Source organism: Caloranaerobacter longqiensis (assembly GCF_050286925.1).
In the GTDB taxonomy this organism is placed as follows: Bacteria; Bacillota; Clostridia; order Tissierellales; family Thermohalobacteraceae; genus Caloranaerobacter.
Map to the genome: position 1 here is coordinate 112,491 of NZ_JBFWFX010000007.1, position 16,560 is coordinate 129,050.

Here is a 16,560-nt window from a genome sequence, read left to right on the forward strand (position 1 = left end):
TAAATAGTAATGGTATAATATAATTAAGAACTATTATATAAAATTAAATATAGATAAAAGGAGAAGAGCTATGAGGTTATCACCAAGGCTTAAAGTAATAGCTGATTATGTTAAAAATAATTCTTCTGTTGCAGATATCGGTACAGATCATGGTTATATACCTGTATATCTTATTGAAAACAATATTTCTAAAAAAGTTATTGCTTCAGATGTTAATAAGGGACCACTTGAAAGTGCTAGAAAATATATAGGTTTGAAAAAATTGAACCATAAGATAGATTTAAGACTAGGTGATGGATTAAGAACATTAAGACCAAATGAAGTAGATACCGTTATTATAGCTGGTATGGGTGGTTTATTAATTAAAAAGATACTTGAAGATGGAAGTAAGATTGCTGAAACAATAGATAATTTTATTCTACAACCTATGATTGCATCTGATGAACTGAGAAAGTATTTAGTTAAACATAATTATAAAATTATTGATGAAAAGTTAGCTAAAGAGGGAGATAAAATATATGAAGTTATGTTAGTAGGACATGGCAAGGATAGTATTGAAGATGAGATATACTTTGAGATAGGCAAAAAATTGATAGAGAATAAAGATCCGTTATTAAAAGAATTTATTCAGAAAAAATTAAAAGAGACTGAAGATATACTGAAAAAGATTAAAATAAATGAATCAATAAAAGCACGAGAAAAATTAAATATCATAAAGAGAAAATATGAGAAATTGAAGGAGGTATTAAAATCCATTGATTGTTAAAGAAATATTAGACATAATGGAGAAAATAGCTCCTAATAAACTAATCGATAAGTGGGATAACTGCGGGTTTCAAATTGGTGATATTAATAAGAATGTAAAGACCATTATGCTAACATTAGATGTTACAGAAGAAGTAGTTCAAGAAGCTATAAATAAAAATGTTGATTTGATAATATCTCATCATCCAATTTTATTTAATCCTATATCTAAAATTACTTTGAATGACACTAAAGGGAAAATGCTTTATGATATTATTAAACATGATATATCTGTGTATAGTGCTCACACAAATTTAGATGTATGTAAAGGTGGCGTAAATGATATTTTAGCTGACATACTGCAGTTAAGAAATACAAATATACTAAGCAAATTATATGAAGAAAAGTTGTACAAGTTAGTCGTATTTGTTCCTAAAACACATGTAGAAAAGGTTAGGGATGCAATAACTGAAAGTGGAGGTGGATGGATAGGAAATTATAGTCATTGTACATTTAATATTAATGGGTTTGGAACTTTTATGCCTAGAGAGGGGACAAATCCTTTTATAGGGACTGAAGGGAAAGTAGAAGTAGTAGAAGAAATAAGAATTGAAACCATAGTACCAGAAAGTATTTTAGATACAGTTGTAGAAAATATGATAAAAGCACATCCTTATGAAGAGGTAGCTTATGATATATACCTTTTAAATAATAAAGGTTTTGAGTATGGATATGGTAGAATTGGTGATTTACAAGATGTTACTACTCTAGGTAGTTTTGCAAAATATGTTAAAGAAAAGCTTAATTGCAAGTTTATCAAAGTAATAGGTGATGTAAATAAGGAGGTAAGAAAAGTAGCTGTCTGTGGGGGGAGTGGTGCTGAGTTTATTAAAATAGCTTCAAAAAAAGGAGCAGATGTATTGGTAACAGGAGATATAAAATATCATGAAGCACAATTAGCTATAAGTTTAGGCTTGGCTTTAATAGATGCGAATCATTATGATACTGAAAAAGTAATATTACCATACTTGAAAGAATATATACAAAATGAGGTTGGTAACAGTATAGATATATATATAAGTAATTTTAATAGTGTCCCCTATGAAATTTTTTGATAAATGGGGGTAAGGAGGGGATTTAATGATTCAATTAGAACTTTTGTGGCAGTTACAAAAACATTATTTAGAGCTTAATAAATTAGAAAAAAAGTTAAAGGATTTAAACAAGAGAGATGAAATAGAAGAGTTTAAGGTAAAAATACATCAATATGAATATGATTTGGAGAATAAAAAGACAAGACTAGAAGTAAACAATATGAAGATTAATAGGTATAATAGTAAAGTTAATCAATTGAAATATGAAGTTAAAGAAATTGAAGATAAATTATATAGTGGTAAGATAAATGATATAAAACAACTTACTTATATGGAAAATGAAAGTAAGAAAATTAAAGAAGAGATAGAAAAATTGGAAACTGAAATAATATTATTAATGGATGAAGTCGATAATCTTAAATGTGAAATTGTTGAAATTGAAAAGACTTATGATGAATTAAAGAAAAACTTAGAACAAATAATTATTGAAAATGATAACTTAATACAAAAGGTAGAAGCGGATATAAAAAAGGAAAAAGAGATAATCGAAAAAATATCAGCAGATATAGATGAAATCAGTTTGAGAAAATTCAATACATTATTAAAAAATAAAGGGAAGGCAGTAGTTGAGGTAGAAGGAGATAAGTGTACGGGTTGTTACATGGTTGTTCCTCTGTCAATATTATCAAGCTTAAAACATAGTAATAGTATCACTTATTGTGATAATTGCGGTAGGATTCTATATTATAAAAAGCAGGAGGAATAAAATGAAGAAGGCAGTAATACATACAGATGGTGGTTCAAGAGGTAATCCCGGTTTAGCTGGTATTGGAGTCGTTATATATGACGAATCGAACAATGTAGTGCTTGAGCTAAGCCAATATGTTGGGGTTCAGACTAATAATGTTGCTGAATATAAAGCTCTGGTTAGAGCTTTGGAGCTATCTTATGAGATGGGTATAAAAGACATTGAACTTTATATGGATAGTGAATTAGTAGTTAAACAAATAAAAGGTGAATATAAAGTTAAAAATGAAAGAATGAAACCATTCTATGAAATGGCAAACTCTTTGATTAGCCAGTTTGATAGTTTTAGTATATATCATGTTAGAAGAGAAAAAAATAAAAGAGCTGATGAGTTAGCAAATTTAGCAATGGATACGAAAAGTATTAGTATTAAAAGAAGTAGTCTATAAAAGGTTAACTATAATTACCATTTGACTAAAAGCATTTATTGTGTTATAGTATTCTTTGTCGATGAAAAAAAGAATAACGAGTAAGTCAGACAGTCGCATGCGTTTAGCATGAGGAAAGTCCGAGCTCCACAGGGCAGGATGCTGGGTAATACCCAGTGGGGGCGACCCTAAGGATAGTGCAACAGAAATATACCGCCTGCTTTTGCAGGTAAGGGTGGAAAGGTGAGGTAAGAGCTCACCAGCAGCTAGGCGACTAGCTGGCTCTGTAAACCCCATCTGGAGCAAGACCAAGCTAGGGACATAAAAAGGTGGTGGCCCGTCACCGTCCCGATTGGTAGGTCGCTAGAGCCTATTGGCAACAATAGGCGTAGATAGATGACTGTCTAATACAGAACTCGGCTTATAGACTTACTCGTTTATTGATAACATCTGCTTTAAAGCAGATGTTATTTTAATTTTGCCACCATTTTGCCACCGCCCAGTAAATTTGTTAATTTTTCAGTAGCCTTTAGTATGTCTTAGATCGTGAAATCGAATTTTTCTATTTATATTTAATTGTTTTAATAGTCTATTAAATCTTTGAGTATAATAGAGTGGATGAACATGCTTCCCGTTTTCCCAAGTCATTATAAAGTCATATTCTTTTCCGTTATAAACATTCTTAATATGATGTGGCCCATAGCGTAATTTATTTTCGTTTTGGACTTTTTTGTGATTTCTAAGAAGGTTTTTTAAGTTATCAGAAATATATAATGTTCGTTCGCTTTCTTCTGTTTTAGGATCCACGAGATAAGTTTTACCATGCGAATACACCAAATTGTTTTTTATCGTAATTAAATTATTTTCAAAATCTACATTTTCCCATTCTAATCCTGCTAGTTCACCACGCCTTAGTCCTAGTTCAAGCACGATTTGCAAAGCTAATGAGAAAATATAGTCATTATACTTATTTATATCAAGTGAGTCTAGCATCTGATAAAATTCCTCTACAGTTAACACATTAGCAATAAATTTATCCCTTTTAGGTCTATCTACATATTTGCATGGGTTATCACTCAATAACCTTAATTTAACTGCTCTATTCAAGGCTGAATTTAATACACCATAAATATTTTGTAAACTTAATCCACTTAATTCTTTTTTCTTCTCTGTATTTATCATAGTTTCAATGTGTATAGGTTTTAAATCTTTTAATTTTATACTTCCGATATTCGGTAATATATTATTATCCAATATACCTTTATATCGATTGTATGTGTTAATTTTTCTGTTTTCTTTAATGTAATTTTCAAGCCAATTAGTTAAATACTAATATACAGTAATCTTACTTGGCTCTATATATCCCATTTCGTATTCATTTAATGCTTTTCTTAGAGCATCTAAACCTTCTTTCTTTGCATTTCCTCCAACACATTCAATTTTCTTTCTTTTACCGTTAACTGTAATAGAAAAATAATAATACCACTTCTTACCTCTTTTTCTTACGCCACCTTGCATAATACCATCCTTTCTATATATTTCTTTTATCACTTTTGCTCTAAAAATTTTTTGATATACACAAAAAACTTAAAAATATATCCGCAGCCTACAAACATATGTTCTATCATTTATTTTTTATATAATACTTTTTTATATTTTTCTATAATTTTTCTTGTTTGCTATATCTGAAGCTTAAAAAGGTATAAAAAGACTGTTCACTGACGATAAAGAACTTTACTTGACAAAACAACATTTTTATATCTACAACTTGACTAAAGAACATATAAATGGCAAAATAATTGCAGTAAAATATTGTAAAGAAGAAGGAAATTTATGAAGAAATTTGAAAATGCTAAAGAGTTATTAAATAGAGAATATCCATTATTAGTAAGGTTAAAATTTGTTCCAATTATAAAAAGAGTATATTCTGCTGAGACACAATTAAAATGTGAAAATGAAATATTAGATTGGAGCGTAGCAGATAATTTAACGGGATACATTAGAAATGTCGCAGTAGAGTTTGAATTTAAAAGAATGATTGATAACAACCAATTACCTTTGAAGTATCGTATATTACCAAATAAAAGGAGAAACTATAAGCATATAGAGCTTATTACTTCTAATTCAATTGCAACTATTAGCCACTTAAACAATAAATATAAGACACCTAGAGAAGCAGAATGCAATAGGAAATATTGCTTTAAAACTTAGAAAATATTACTAGGATTAGGGCCTATTAGCAACATAACTTTATTATTAGAGAAAAAAGGTTTTATTATTTCTAGAATAGAGCTTGGTCATGAAAAAATCGATGCCTTTTCACAATGGATAGGTAGTAGACCATTTATATTTCTTGGATCAGATAAAGATTCAGCAGTACGTTCTAGATTCGATATAGCTCATGAATTAGGGCATTTATTACTTCATACTCATGTAGACCAAGAAGATTTAAAAGACCCTAAAGTTTTAAAAAGAATTGAGAAAGAAGCACATTATTTTGTAGGTGCATTTTTACTACCAGAAGATAGTTTTGCTCAGGAAGTTACTTCAATTTCTATAGATCACTTTATATCATTGAAAAAGCGTTGGAAAGTATCAATAGCTTCTATGATATATCGCTGTGATGAATTAGGAATTTTTACAGACAATAAAATTTTATACTTAAATAAGCAGATGTCATATAGAAAAATGAGAAAAAAGAACCTTTTGATGATGTACTAATTCCTGAAAAACTTTCTGCTTTAAAACAAGCAATGATGCTGCTGTTGGATAATGGAATAAAAACAAGTTATGAAATAATTGGTGATTTAACTTATGAAGTAGATGAAATAGAAAAATTATGTAATTTACCTAAAGGTACTTTAACTAGAGAAGGTAAAGTTATACCGTTAAATATAAAAATGAAAAGAGAATAGGTGAGATGCCTATTCTCTTATGCAATGTCATTTATTTCTAAACGATTTTTATATGCTAGAGAGAATAACCATTTATATAAGCCTTCAATATTTGCTTTTTTTGGGAATTCAAATTTATGTGTTTTAGTATTTTCATAGTTTGATTTTCTCTTTACATTTGTTAAATAAGTAATAGTAATTTCACTATCATCAATACCGGCGCCAGCAGTTTCCATCTCACAATCAACAATGTTCATTAAGAAGATGGATTTAACAGACATTTTCTTTCCTGTAGTGCCTTGTTTATCTATTATAATTATTCGAATGTTAGTAAATATAATTACGTCTCTAATTAAAGTGAAAGCTTGTTGAATTTCTTCATCATCTATTAAAAATTTACCATATTGTTCTTTTGCAGTATTAGGATCCATTTGATTTAAGTTACCTGCAATACCGTTTATTAAGTTGCCAAAAAATCCTTTTGACATATTTTTAACCTCCTAACAATTAGTTTGTTATGTAGATTATACTTAATTTTGAATATAAGTCGATATAATTAGTCAAATTGAAAATAGTTTTGAAATTAAATTATTCACCAAAAACTTTTGATATCTCTAATAGATTTCCAGTAATTGCATTTATGAATTCTTCATTTGCTTTTATTACCCAAGAATTATCCTGTTTTACAAGATTTATATTTACAATCTTTTTAACCATAGGAATATCTTCGCTATTTATTTTATCAAAAAGCATAGTTTCCATCATTGAATCCATATCACTTTGATTATTATTATCACTGAAAGCAGAAGATAAAGCTAATGTAAAAGCTTCTTTCATTAATTCAGCTATTACTTTACCTAAATTCGGTACAGTTATTTCAGTTTCAACAACAGCAGTGTTATTCTCTACTTTAGAATTTATTATTTTATATTCGAGTTTACTAAAGGCTTTTAGAAAAGCTTGGGTAGTTTTATCGTTTTGATTTGCTTCAAAATCTTTTTTTATTTTTTCAATATTAAAATCTTCATTACCTTCTACATATTTTATAGCTTCAGTTATATTACCATTCTTATATGAATCTAAAAAAGACTTTACTGTATTTTCAGGTTTAGGACCTGAACATGCACTCATAGTTATTGATAATGTTAAAATTAATAAAAAAGATAAAAGTTTTTTCATTTATAATGTGCCTCCTCACTTTCAATAATTAATACCTGTAATTATACAAATCTTACATGTCAAAATCCTAGAGCTGTAATTTCCACCAAATCACCTCCTTATAAAATGTTGATTATTGTCGAAAAATGTCAAACTTATGTTCGGTTAAAAAGTTTTAAAAAATACTCAAATCTTTATATTGAATTTGAGTTTTAGCAGTTCTAAAGGAATATTTTCAGCTGCAGCAACTTGTTCGAGAGTAAAATCAGGATATTTTTCAAGGATATTATCTGGAACTAGTAGTTCTGCAGCGAATTTGTCAGCTTGAATTTCAGCCTTTGTTTTTATTTGAAGAGGATGTTCAATAAAGAAACCGATGGATAATTCTGGTTGAAGTATAGCATGTCCAAGCTCATGTGCACATATATATTTCTGCATATGATAATCTAGTTCACTATTTATATGCAGTATTTCTATTCCATCATTAGTTTTTTGAAAGAAACCATGTATCTTATTGCCCATAGGGTGTTTAGTAACAATAATATCTAAACAATCACAAAGTTCAAAAGGGTCTTTAGTATCATATAGCTCTATAAGTCCTAGTACTATTTGTTTAACCAATAATAATCCCCCTTGTTCCCATTGCTTACTAGTGATTTGAAGGTTTTTTGAATTTTTATTTAAGTCTTTTTAATATATATGTTTCTTGTTCTTATTTAGTTAATCTGCTATCAAGGCGTTTGATATCATCCCAGATATATTTTAATTCATTTCTAATTTGTTGTTGTACTTTTTCTAGTTTCTTTTGCCCTTCTTCAAGGTTATTAAGACGATTATTGATAGTTTTAATTTCACTATCAATTGAATCCAATTTTTTAAGTATAAGATTTAAAGTTTTTTCCATATCAAACGTCCCTTCTGGATTTATTCTTTATTTTATAATTTTTAAATGGTCTTTAATATCGAACACATCTTCTTTTGTTTAATGCAGCTTGTATTTTATAAACTTTATATCTTTTTCAATATTATTAAGTTTAGAAAATGTTTCAATATGTCTATTAGCGTTTTTAGATTCTAATTGGTCGATATGGTCTTTTATTAATTCTTGACCTTGTTTTAGTTCCTTTATATCAGATTCGAGTTTTATTTGTCCTTCTTTTAAGTCTTTTATGTCGGATTTAATAGTTTTAATTTCATTTTCCAGATTTGAAAATTTTTCATTCATTTCAACATACATTTTTTCTAATAATTCATATACTTTGTTTTCCATATCAAAAACTCCTTTTTTTCTACTTATTTTCTTATTTTTATAGACTTAAGTATAGCAATATCTGTCATGTTCTTACCAGATACAGCTTCAATAACTGTTAAGTTTTTTTCTAAAGTATTAATCTTGCTAATAATTTCTAAATGTCTTTCAGCATTTTTAGATTCTACTTGAATTAGAAAATCTTTAATTGAATCTATTTTATTTTCAAGTTTTACTTGATTTTGTTCGAGTTTATAAAGACGTTCGTTGATTTGTTTTTGTCCTTCTTCTAAATTCAATTGTCTTTTTTCAAGGTTTTTTTGCCCTTCTTCAAGGTTATTAAGACGATTATTGATAGTTTTAATTTCACTATCAATTGAATCCAATTTTTTAAGTATAAGATTTAAAGTTTTTTCCATATCAAACGTCCTTTCTATTTAATTTAATCCTTTTTATCTTTCTTTTGCTTTTGACGCTCACGTCTACGTTCTTCGGCAAGTCTTAATCCTATCTGAATTGAGTTAGCCAAAATAAGTTTATCTTCGTCAGTAAGAAGTTCACCGTTCAGCATAAGACCAGGTTGCTCTAGTATAATTTTCATAGCTTCTTCCACATCAGTTACTTTTGGGTATTTTTCTTCAGGAGTAAGCTCTTTTTCTGGATTGCGGATATCTGTACGACCTAGGAGGTAGTCTATTGAAACATTAAAGAAATCGGCAAGTTTTTTCAGTTTTTCATAGTCTGGTTGTTTACCCTTAGTTTCATATCCAGCAATAGTAGCTCTACCAACATCTAATATATTAGCAATGTCTTGTTGCGTTAATCCTTTTTCTTCTCTTAATAATTTTAATCTTTCAGCAAAAGTCATTTTTAGTAACCTCCCTTACAATATATTTTAATTTAAAAAGTGTCTCAAATAAACATTGGTGTCTAAAATGAACAAAATAAATAAAAAATATAAAATTATTCTTGATGATGTGTCTAATTGACGCTATAATGTAATCAAGGACGTTGCTAAATGACACTTAACAGGAGGTGATGCTATGAGGAATAAATTAAGAAGAATAAGGTTGGAAAAGGGGTTAACACACGAAAAAGTTGCATAATTAGTAGGAATTAGCAGAGCTACTTATACAAATATTGAATTTGTATTTGTCAACTGAAAATTCCCCTAAATTTTAATCGAAAAGTATACCATCAATACCACTCCATAGTTTCTTTCATTCTGTAAGAATCTCTATTCATATTAATGACATATGATTTATGAGTAAGTCTATCTATTAAAGCGGCTGTTAATACACAATCTTTAAAAACTTCATCCCATCTATCAAAAGAACGCAATCTCTTTTCACTACGCGACTCCTTAAGTTCGTTAATAAGAAGTGGGACTGTTGTAAAAAATACTTTGTATCCAACATTATAAGCCTCAATACCAAGCCCTATTGAAATATGTATTTTACCTATCCCTGGATTTCCGACAAATATGATATTTTTTCCTTCCTCGATAAATTTTAAAGTTTTAAGTTCTTTTAGGCGTTTCTTGGCTTCTTTAGGTAAATATTCAGTTTTTAAATCTTCTAGATATTTTTTGTATGGAAATTAGCATTCTTTATTCTATTCTTCTTACCATTCTCTTTTCTTACATCGTATGGAGATTGATTAATTCCCGGTATTTTAGGTTCTTTAATGTATTCTTTGATTTCACTTAATAACCCATTTCTCAATTTATTAGACCTCCTTCGGAGTTCATATTAAAAATATTATTAATTTTCTTTATTAAATCAACAGAAACTTTTTCAATTTCGTTGTTTTTACCTAAAAAATTTTCTTCATTACTAGGAGGTCTATTTAGAATAATGTTTTTGATATTGTCTGTATTGACAATACTTCTTTTTATCTGTGATAATTCTTTTATTGCTTCTAATACTGACTTTAACCCTTTTTTCTTTAATTAGTCTTTCTTGTAAATATTTATTTGCTTCTTCAATTGAGCCGAAGGCTTCTTCCCTTGAAAAAACTTTCCTTCTTATATATTCAACTCCCCTTTCTACGTACCCTTTTTCATTACCACTTCTAGCATTACAAAATCTATGTCTAAACCCCATAGTATAATGAAAGTTTAATTAAATCTTCTCTCGCTTTTTTTCTTTTGGTCCTACAAATTTTTTTACTGCTTGTTTCATATTGTCATAGATAATTTCTTTGTGTGTCCCTCATATGTTTTCAAAAGCTTTAACATGTATATCTAGAAAATTTTCCATCTTTTTATTCCTATAGAGTCTTACATAGTGATATAACCCTTTAGCTGTTGTAAATAGTCCTATGTTAAGTACTGTATCTTTTCCATCAATGTTTAGCTTAACCTCATCCCAATCAAATTCTAGTGTCTCTCCTAACATATATTCCTGTCTGATAAAAGCTTCTTTAATCTCTCCTTTCTCTCTAATATAGTTACAAACTGTTGTATAACTTATATCATAGCCTTTTTCTATTATATACTCATGAATATCTATCTTCTTCATTATTTGCTTTGATTTGCCTGAAAGTTTCTTCTTTTCATTTTCCTCAGGACACTTATCTATTATTTCAATAACTTCGTCTGTTAGCTTAACTTTTTTTCTCTTTGATGTGTCATATTTAGGCTTTGATACTATCTCTTCAATTAGTAAAAGAATCTTGTTTTCATCACTTTCACTACCTAATTTTTGTAACTTCTCTTCAATTCTTACTGTTTTTCTTGAAATAGTTCTACTTATTCCTCTCTGTGATTCACCCTCTCTAAAATATTTTAGTAAGATTTCTGCTTTTTGTTTCAAACTTATCATCCTCCACTAGCCCCCTATACTTTTGTATAGGGGTAGTATATTTTATTGTGGTGGATTTTTCAATTAATACCGTGGACTACTTTTAGATTAACATAAACAGAACTATGACATTAACAGAAAATGCATTGAAAGAGTTAGGGATGAATTAAATAGATGACTAATAAAATGGGTGGCAATTTTATATTTGCAACCTTTTTGCTACCGATTTGCCACCAATGAATATGATATCAAAAAATAAACTATGTTATATTAAATTATAAAAGTATTGATTTTTCAACAGTTTATAAAGTATAATAATAAAGTGTGGTACGATAAAGTATTTTAAATTATATTATTTTTGGAATACAGAACTCGGCTTATAGACTTACTCGTTTACATTTAGCAAAACACTACCTTTAAGGGTAGTGTTTTTTTAGTTCTGTACAATACGAGTAAACATGCAAACCGAGTTCATTTAAGAATGCTAATTGGTTTTATTGAAAATTCTTTTATTTACAATAATAATAATTAAAGGATTTTATTATATAATTAGGTATTATTTAAGCTTATTTAGAAATCATAGGAAATAATTTTGATGCAATAAATAATTATAAGTGATATAATTAATATTAAAGTGTAAAGTGGACCAGAAAAAGAGGTGAATTTATATAAAAATGTTAAAATATACATCTACATTAAAATCAATGCCTTTTTTATATTTAGAACTTAAAAAGGCTGCAACTCTTAAATTACAAGGATTTAATGATATTGATATAAAAAGAAAAGCCATTGAGGATAATATATTTTTAGTTAATACAGAGAGTCGAAAAAAAGAAATTGCTTCAAAGATACTAAAAAGACTTGAAGTTTTAGATGAGTTTTTATTGGATAAAATTGTCAATGGTAATTTAGAAACTAGTAAGCAGTTGGCATTATACAGCATATTAAAGACTGATAGATTATTCTTTGATTTTATGATTGAAGTATATAGAGAGAAATATTTATTAAAAGATTTTATTATAACAGATAAAGATTTTAGTATCTTTTTTCAAAGGAAGGCAGAGCAAAGTGAACAAATAGCGTCATGGGAAGATTATACTTTTTATAAATTAAAACAAGTTTATAAAAGAATTTTAAATGAAGCAGGATTTATTAAAAAACATAAAAAAGATATAGAAATAACACCACCAATAATGGAAAAAGAAATAATAGATTATTTAAAAGAAAAAGGTGATCAAATTTATTTAGAGGCTATGATAGGAGAGATATAGATGAGAACAATTTATGAAAGATTAGATCAGATTTTACCAAAATTATTAGAAAAAAGGTTTAGAGAGAATAAAGGATTAGGAAATGAAATTGGATATTATATATTCGATTATGATCCTAAAGATGAAATAATTGTAAGAGAGCATATAGAGTTTTTAAAACAGAAAATTAATAATGACGATTCTGAAATTCAAATAAAGGAATTTGATTTATATGAAATTATATTAGAAATATTAGAAAGTAAAGGTTATTTAGATAAAGTTTTTGATATGGAAAAAAAGAAAGGAACTGAATACATAATCAATGCTATAAAAAAAACACTTAGATTAACACAAAAAAATGATTTAGTGGTTGATTATATAAGAAAAAGAGTTAGCAAAAATGACATTGTATTTTTAACTGGAGTTGGAAAGGCTTGGCCTATTATAAGATCACATACAGTTTTAAATACATTACATTCAGTTATAGATGAAGTTCCACTTGTTATGTTTTTTCCGGGAACTTATGATGGTTTAGAATTGCAATTATTTAATGAGATTAAAGATGATAACTATTATAGAGCATTTAAATTAATTGAAAGATAAATATCAGGGGGGATAAAGAATGCAACTTAGAAAAATGTTTTACAAAGACATTGAGAGGGATATAAAAGGAGTTATTAAAATTGGGCAAGAAGATGATACAAATGTGTATCAGGAATTAGAAGAATATGTAGTTACTAGAGAACTTTTAAAACATTTTAGTGATTTCTTTGAAGCCTATAAAAAAAGTATTAATAATTACACAGATAAAATGGGAGTTTGGATTAGTGGTTTCTTTGGAAGTGGTAAATCACACTTCCTAAAGATTTTATCTTATTTACTAGAAAATAAGGAGGTTAATGGCAAGAAAGCTGTAAGTTTTTTTGAGGATAAGATTAAGGATCCTTTAGTTTTAGCAGATATGAAAATAGCAGGAGATGTTAGTGCTGATATTATTTTATTTAATATAGATTCTAAGTCAGATTCTGATTCTAAAGCAAATAAAGATGCTGTTGTAAAAGTATTCAATAAAGTTTTTAACGAAATGCAGGGATTTTGTGGCTCAATACCATGGGTTGCAGACTTAGAAAGACAGATGGTAAAGGATGGTACATATGAAGCCTTTAAAGCAAAATTCAAAGAACTTTCAGGAAACACATGGGAAGAAGCCAGAGAAGATTTTTACTTTGAAGAAGATAATATAGTAGAAGCCTTAGCAGCAACAACGAAAATGAGTATTGAAGCAGCAAGAAATTGGTTTAATAGAGCAGAAGAAAACTACTCTTTAAGTGTTGAAAAGTTTGCTAGTAGGGTAAGAGAATACATTGAATCAAAGGGTGGAAACCATCATGTAATATTTTTAGTTGATGAAATTGGTCAATATATAGGTGATGATGCTAAACTTATGCTAAATCTTCAAACAGTAGTTGAAGATTTAGGAACGCAGTGTGGTGGAAGGGCATGGGTAATAGTAACATCACAGCAGGATATTGATTCGATAACAAAGGTAAAAGGAAATGACTTTTCAAAAATACAAGGAAGATTTAATACAAGAATTAATCTATCTAGTGCTAATGTAGATGAAGTAATAAAAAAGCGTATACTACTTAAGAATGATACTGCAAAAGAGACATTGAAACTTTTATATGCAGAGAAGGAAGCGATAATAAAAAATCTTATAACATTTTCAGCAGACACAGCAGAAATGAAAACATATAAATCAGTAGATGATTTTATAGAGGTATATCCTTTTATACCATATCAGTTTAATTTGCTTCAATCTGTATTTACTGGTATAAGGCTTCATGGTGCTAGTGGAAAGCATTTATCAGAAGGAGAGAGGTCTTTACTAAGTGCTTTTCAAGAAGCAGCCATTGCACATGCAGATTGTGAAGAAGGCGTACTTATTCCTTTTTCGGCATTTTATGAAACAATAGAGGCATTTTTAGATTCTAATATTCGTACAGTAATCTTACATGCTCAAGATAATGATAATTTAACTGAACAGGATGTAGAGGTTTTGAAAGTCTTGTTTTTAATTAAATATGTAAAAGAGATACCTTCAAACATTGAAAATATTGCAACCTTGATGGTTAAACATATAGATGATGATAAAATTGAACTTAAAAAACAGATAGAGGGTTCTTTAAAAAGGCTATTAAAAGAAACTTTAATTCAGAAGAATGGAGATGAATATATATTTCTCACTCATGCTGAACAAGATGTAAATAAAGAGATTCAACATATTCCTGTAGACGTGGGAGAGATAATTTTAAAAGCAGGAGAAGAAATATTTAATGGTATATATGACGAGAAAAAATATAGATATAATGCGAGATATTATTTTGATTTCAACAAAATCATTGATGATAGATTTTTATCACCTCAGAAAAGTGAAATAGGGCTAAAAATTATCACTCCATATTATGATACTGGAGTTGAACTTACAGAGAATGAATTAAGAATGATGTCAGCAAGAGAGAATAATTTAATAGTTAAACTGCCAGCAGATACATCTTTTTTAGAAGAAATAGATCAGATCCTAAGAATTCAAACATATCTACAAAGAAAAGGTGGAACAAAATCTATTCCTGAAATTGAAGAAATAAAAATTAGAAAATCAAGAGAAATAACAGAAAGGAAAAAAAGAGTAACAACATTATTGATAGAAGCATTAAAAAATGCAGATATATATGCGAATTCACAGAAGTTAAATATTAAACCAAAGCATCCTATTGAAAGAATTAATGAAGGTTTTAAATATCTAATAGACAACATGTATAGTAAATTAAATTATATAACTAAATTTGTAGAGGGGACTAAAGATCTACATGATATTTTATTAGAAGATAATATGCAGATTAAGTTAACTGATGATATACCAAATAAATTGGCCATAGAAGAAATAAATAGTTATATAGAAAGAAATACTGAGAGAAATATACCAATTACATTAAAGACGCTAATCGATTTGTTTTCAAAAGCACCTTATGGCTGGAGAGAAGATGATATAAGAGGAATTGTATTAAAATTGTTTAAATCACAAGAAATAAAATTACAACTTGGTAGTGAATATCTTAACACTTCAGATAAAGACTTAATCAAGTATATAACAAAAAGAGATTACTTAGATAGATTAATTATTAAAAAGAGAACAAAGACACCTGCAAAATATATTTCTAATGTAAAATATCTTGCTAAAGAATTATTTAATCATACAGCAATGCCTTCGGATGAAGATGGATTAATGAATAGATTTAAAGAACTTTGCGATAATGAACTTTATAAAAGTCCTGATAATATTATGAAATTATTATCTGAGTATAGAGATGGTACTAGATATCCAGGAAAAGAAATATTGGAAAAAGGAAAAAGTTTATTTGAAGAAATTATTAAGATAAAAGATGCAAAAGAATTCTTTGAAAGAGTATATGAATTAAAAGATGATTTATTAGATTATGAAGAAGATGTTTATGATGTTAAGAAATTCTTTAAAAATCAGAAAGAAGTATTTGATAAAGCAGTTGAAAAATTAGAAATATATGAGAAAAATAAGACTTATGTTGTAGATGAAGAAGCAATAAAGATAATAAGTGAAATTGAAAAAATTATTAAATCAGAAAGACCTTACTCACAAATTCAAAAACTACCAAACCTTATAGATGAATTTGTTGGAAGATTTACCGAATTATTAGAAAAAGAATGTGAGCCTGTGAGAGAGGTAATAGTAAATGATTATGAAAAGGTAATGAAAGAACTTGAACTATATGATTTTAAAGATGATTTAAGTTCTAAGTTCAAATCTCAATTTGACGATTTGTTAAACCGATTAGATTCTGCTAATAATTTCTATGAAGCCATTGCTATGAAAGAAGAATCTGATAGACTTAAAATTAAATGTTTTAATGAAATAGAAAAAGAAAAGGAAAAGAGAAAACCAAAACTTGAAGAATATGGACCTGAAATTGTAAACGATGAACCTAAAGAAGGATATAGAACAAAAAAAGTTGTAAATATCAGTTTAGCGAATATTCTTCATTGTGTAACAACTATTGAAACAAAAGAAGATATAGAGAAACTTTTAGATGACATTAGAAGAAAATTAGAAAGCGAATTAAAAGAAAACACAATACTTAAATTGATTTAGACTATA

General features: G+C 28.0%; 22 protein-coding genes, 1 other RNA gene and 2 pseudogenes. 11 read left to right on the forward strand and 14 right to left on the reverse strand.

What is annotated here, in order from left to right:
* The first annotated feature begins 70 nt into the window (after nt 1–70).
* From AB4Y15_RS07975 to rnpB, 5 genes are all read left to right on the forward strand, one after another.
* On the forward strand, nt 71–766 hold the full coding sequence (locus tag AB4Y15_RS07975; protein WP_427339570.1) for a tRNA (adenine(22)-N(1))-methyltransferase: 696 nt from the start codon (nt 71–73) through the stop codon (nt 764–766).
* Nucleotides 756–1,859 (forward strand): Nif3-like dinuclear metal center hexameric protein, encoded by a 1,104-nt coding sequence (locus AB4Y15_RS07980; RefSeq protein ID WP_427339571.1) that lies wholly within the window; start codon nt 756–758, stop codon nt 1,857–1,859. The genes AB4Y15_RS07975 and AB4Y15_RS07980 overlap by 11 nt, the downstream gene beginning before the upstream one ends.
* 25 nt (nt 1,860–1,884) lie before the next feature.
* Nucleotides 1,885–2,604, forward strand: coding sequence for a zinc ribbon domain-containing protein (locus AB4Y15_RS07985; protein WP_427339572.1), 720 nt, complete (start codon nt 1,885–1,887; stop codon nt 2,602–2,604).
* Between the two features lies 1 nt (nt 2,605).
* On the forward strand, nt 2,606–3,034 hold the full coding sequence (locus AB4Y15_RS07990; protein WP_427339573.1) for a ribonuclease HI family protein: 429 nt from the start codon (nt 2,606–2,608) through the stop codon (nt 3,032–3,034).
* Between the two features lie 77 nt (nt 3,035–3,111).
* Nucleotides 3,112–3,453: RNase P RNA component class A (gene rnpB, locus AB4Y15_RS07995), an RNA gene on the forward strand.
* A 79-nt stretch (nt 3,454–3,532) separates the two neighbouring features.
* Here the strand turns inward: rnpB and AB4Y15_RS08000 are convergent.
* The 3 genes and pseudogenes from AB4Y15_RS08000 to AB4Y15_RS08010 all read right to left on the reverse strand — a co-directional run bounded on the left by AB4Y15_RS08000 (nt 3,533) and on the right by AB4Y15_RS08010 (nt 4,564).
* Nucleotides 3,533–4,195, reverse strand: a complete 663-nt coding sequence (locus AB4Y15_RS08000; protein ID WP_427339610.1) for a tyrosine-type recombinase/integrase — start codon at nt 4,193–4,195, stop codon at nt 3,533–3,535.
* A gap of 3 nt (nt 4,196–4,198) precedes the next feature.
* Nucleotides 4,199–4,330, reverse strand: a pseudogene (locus AB4Y15_RS08005) (tyrosine-type recombinase/integrase); the annotation flags it as partial.
* A 12-nt stretch (nt 4,331–4,342) separates the two neighbouring features.
* Nucleotides 4,343–4,564 carry a hypothetical protein gene (locus AB4Y15_RS08010; RefSeq protein WP_427339574.1) on the reverse strand — a complete coding sequence of 74 codons (222 nt, stop codon included), beginning with the start codon at nt 4,562–4,564 and terminating at the stop codon, nt 4,343–4,345.
* A 282-nt stretch (nt 4,565–4,846) separates the two neighbouring features.
* On the opposite strand from AB4Y15_RS08010, the gene AB4Y15_RS08015 reads away from it, so the two are divergent.
* The 3 genes from AB4Y15_RS08015 (at nt 4,847) to AB4Y15_RS08025 (ending at nt 5,928) form a co-directional block, all read left to right on the forward strand.
* Nucleotides 4,847–5,224, forward strand: a complete 378-nt coding sequence (locus AB4Y15_RS08015; protein ID WP_427339575.1) for a hypothetical protein — start codon at nt 4,847–4,849, stop codon at nt 5,222–5,224.
* Between the two features lie 63 nt (nt 5,225–5,287).
* Nucleotides 5,288–5,734 carry an ImmA/IrrE family metallo-endopeptidase gene (locus tag AB4Y15_RS08020; RefSeq protein ID WP_427339611.1) on the forward strand — a complete coding sequence of 149 codons (447 nt, stop codon included), beginning with the start codon at nt 5,288–5,290 and terminating at the stop codon, nt 5,732–5,734.
* A gap of 44 nt (nt 5,735–5,778) precedes the next feature.
* Entirely contained in the window at nt 5,779–5,928 is a 150-nt protein-coding gene (locus AB4Y15_RS08025) for a hypothetical protein (protein WP_427339576.1), read from the forward strand.
* A 17-nt stretch (nt 5,929–5,945) separates the two neighbouring features.
* Here AB4Y15_RS08025 and AB4Y15_RS08030 read toward each other — a convergent pair whose 3' ends face one another.
* The 11 genes and pseudogenes from AB4Y15_RS08030 to AB4Y15_RS08080 all read right to left on the reverse strand — a co-directional run bounded on the left by AB4Y15_RS08030 (nt 5,946) and on the right by AB4Y15_RS08080 (nt 11,139).
* Nucleotides 5,946–6,395 (reverse strand): PH domain-containing protein, encoded by a 450-nt coding sequence (locus AB4Y15_RS08030; protein ID WP_427339578.1) that lies wholly within the window; start codon nt 6,393–6,395, stop codon nt 5,946–5,948.
* 100 nt (nt 6,396–6,495) lie between these two features.
* Entirely contained in the window at nt 6,496–7,086 is a 591-nt protein-coding gene (locus AB4Y15_RS08035; protein ID WP_427339579.1) for a DUF4878 domain-containing protein, read from the reverse strand.
* Between the two features lie 165 nt (nt 7,087–7,251).
* On the reverse strand, nt 7,252–7,686 hold the full coding sequence (locus AB4Y15_RS08040) for an ImmA/IrrE family metallo-endopeptidase (RefSeq protein ID WP_427339580.1): 435 nt from the start codon (nt 7,684–7,686) through the stop codon (nt 7,252–7,254).
* Between the two features lie 91 nt (nt 7,687–7,777).
* Nucleotides 7,778–7,969, reverse strand: coding sequence for a hypothetical protein (locus tag AB4Y15_RS08045; protein WP_427339581.1), 192 nt, complete (start codon nt 7,967–7,969; stop codon nt 7,778–7,780).
* A 78-nt stretch (nt 7,970–8,047) separates the two neighbouring features.
* Nucleotides 8,048–8,335, reverse strand: coding sequence for a hypothetical protein (locus tag AB4Y15_RS08050; protein ID WP_427339582.1), 288 nt, complete (start codon nt 8,333–8,335; stop codon nt 8,048–8,050).
* A gap of 23 nt (nt 8,336–8,358) precedes the next feature.
* On the reverse strand, nt 8,359–8,733 hold the full coding sequence (locus AB4Y15_RS08055; RefSeq protein ID WP_427339584.1) for a hypothetical protein: 375 nt from the start codon (nt 8,731–8,733) through the stop codon (nt 8,359–8,361).
* 23 nt (nt 8,734–8,756) lie between these two features.
* Entirely contained in the window at nt 8,757–9,182 is a 426-nt protein-coding gene (locus tag AB4Y15_RS08060; RefSeq protein ID WP_427339585.1) for a helix-turn-helix domain-containing protein, read from the reverse strand.
* A 329-nt stretch (nt 9,183–9,511) separates the two neighbouring features.
* Nucleotides 9,512–9,853 (reverse strand): annotated as a pseudogene (locus AB4Y15_RS08065) (ATP-binding protein); the annotation flags it as partial.
* Nucleotides 9,854–9,891: 38 nt separating this feature from the next.
* The gene (locus AB4Y15_RS08070) at nt 9,892–10,038 is read right to left on the reverse strand and encodes a hypothetical protein (protein ID WP_427339586.1); all 147 of its coding nucleotides are present in this window, start codon (nt 10,036–10,038) and stop codon (nt 9,892–9,894) included.
* 120 nt (nt 10,039–10,158) lie between these two features.
* A complete protein-coding gene (locus AB4Y15_RS08075; RefSeq protein WP_427339587.1) occupies nt 10,159–10,419 on the reverse strand; it encodes a hypothetical protein in 261 nt (86 codons plus the stop codon).
* Between the two features lie 108 nt (nt 10,420–10,527).
* On the reverse strand, nt 10,528–11,139 hold the full coding sequence (locus AB4Y15_RS08080; RefSeq protein WP_427339588.1) for a hypothetical protein: 612 nt from the start codon (nt 11,137–11,139) through the stop codon (nt 10,528–10,530).
* A 653-nt stretch (nt 11,140–11,792) separates the two neighbouring features.
* Between AB4Y15_RS08080 and AB4Y15_RS08085 the strand changes: the two genes are divergently transcribed.
* The 3 genes from AB4Y15_RS08085 to brxC are packed head-to-tail and all read left to right on the forward strand — an operon-like array spanning nt 11,793 to nt 16,554.
* Nucleotides 11,793–12,389: a DUF1819 family protein gene (locus AB4Y15_RS08085; protein WP_427339590.1), complete on the forward strand. Its 597-nt coding sequence runs from the start codon at nt 11,793–11,795 to the stop codon at nt 12,387–12,389.
* On the forward strand, nt 12,390–12,971 hold the full coding sequence (locus AB4Y15_RS08090; RefSeq protein WP_427339591.1) for a DUF1788 domain-containing protein: 582 nt from the start codon (nt 12,390–12,392) through the stop codon (nt 12,969–12,971).
* 19 nt (nt 12,972–12,990) lie between these two features.
* The gene (gene brxC / locus AB4Y15_RS08095) at nt 12,991–16,554 is read left to right on the forward strand and encodes a BREX system P-loop protein BrxC (RefSeq protein WP_427339593.1); all 3,564 of its coding nucleotides are present in this window, start codon (nt 12,991–12,993) and stop codon (nt 16,552–16,554) included.
* Nucleotides 16,555–16,560: the final 6 nt, after the last annotated feature.

What these genes read in the sequence shown, in the direction of transcription:
- AB4Y15_RS07975 (WP_427339570.1), top strand. Translation starts at nt 71, where the DNA reads ATGAGGTTATCACCAAGGCTTAAAGTAATAGCTGATTATGTTAAAAAT.
- AB4Y15_RS07985 (WP_427339572.1), top strand. Translation starts at nt 1,885, where the DNA reads ATGATTCAATTAGAACTTTTGTGGCAGTTACAAAAACATTATTTAGAG.
- AB4Y15_RS07990 (WP_427339573.1), top strand. Translation starts at nt 2,606, where the DNA reads ATGAAGAAGGCAGTAATACATACAGATGGTGGTTCAAGAGGTAATCCC.
- AB4Y15_RS08000 (WP_427339610.1), bottom strand. Translation starts at nt 4,195, where the DNA reads ATGATAAATACAGAGAAGAAAAAAGAATTAAGTGGATTAAGTTTACAA.
- AB4Y15_RS08015 (WP_427339575.1), top strand. Translation starts at nt 4,847, where the DNA reads ATGAAGAAATTTGAAAATGCTAAAGAGTTATTAAATAGAGAATATCCA.
- AB4Y15_RS08030 (WP_427339578.1), bottom strand. Translation starts at nt 6,395, where the DNA reads ATGTCAAAAGGATTTTTTGGCAACTTAATAAACGGTATTGCAGGTAAC.
- AB4Y15_RS08035 (WP_427339579.1), bottom strand. Translation starts at nt 7,086, where the DNA reads ATGAAAAAACTTTTATCTTTTTTATTAATTTTAACATTATCAATAACT.
- AB4Y15_RS08045 (WP_427339581.1), bottom strand. Translation starts at nt 7,969, where the DNA reads ATGGAAAAAACTTTAAATCTTATACTTAAAAAATTGGATTCAATTGAT.
- AB4Y15_RS08050 (WP_427339582.1), bottom strand. Translation starts at nt 8,335, where the DNA reads ATGGAAAACAAAGTATATGAATTATTAGAAAAAATGTATGTTGAAATG.
- AB4Y15_RS08055 (WP_427339584.1), bottom strand. Translation starts at nt 8,733, where the DNA reads ATGGAAAAAACTTTAAATCTTATACTTAAAAAATTGGATTCAATTGAT.
- AB4Y15_RS08060 (WP_427339585.1), bottom strand. Translation starts at nt 9,182, where the DNA reads ATGACTTTTGCTGAAAGATTAAAATTATTAAGAGAAGAAAAAGGATTA.
- AB4Y15_RS08075 (WP_427339587.1), bottom strand. Translation starts at nt 10,419, where the DNA reads ATGGGGTTTAGACATAGATTTTGTAATGCTAGAAGTGGTAATGAAAAA.
- AB4Y15_RS08080 (WP_427339588.1), bottom strand. Translation starts at nt 11,139, where the DNA reads ATGATAAGTTTGAAACAAAAAGCAGAAATCTTACTAAAATATTTTAGA.
- AB4Y15_RS08085 (WP_427339590.1), top strand. Translation starts at nt 11,793, where the DNA reads ATGTTAAAATATACATCTACATTAAAATCAATGCCTTTTTTATATTTA.
- AB4Y15_RS08090 (WP_427339591.1), top strand. Translation starts at nt 12,390, where the DNA reads ATGAGAACAATTTATGAAAGATTAGATCAGATTTTACCAAAATTATTA.
- brxC (WP_427339593.1), top strand. Translation starts at nt 12,991, where the DNA reads ATGCAACTTAGAAAAATGTTTTACAAAGACATTGAGAGGGATATAAAA.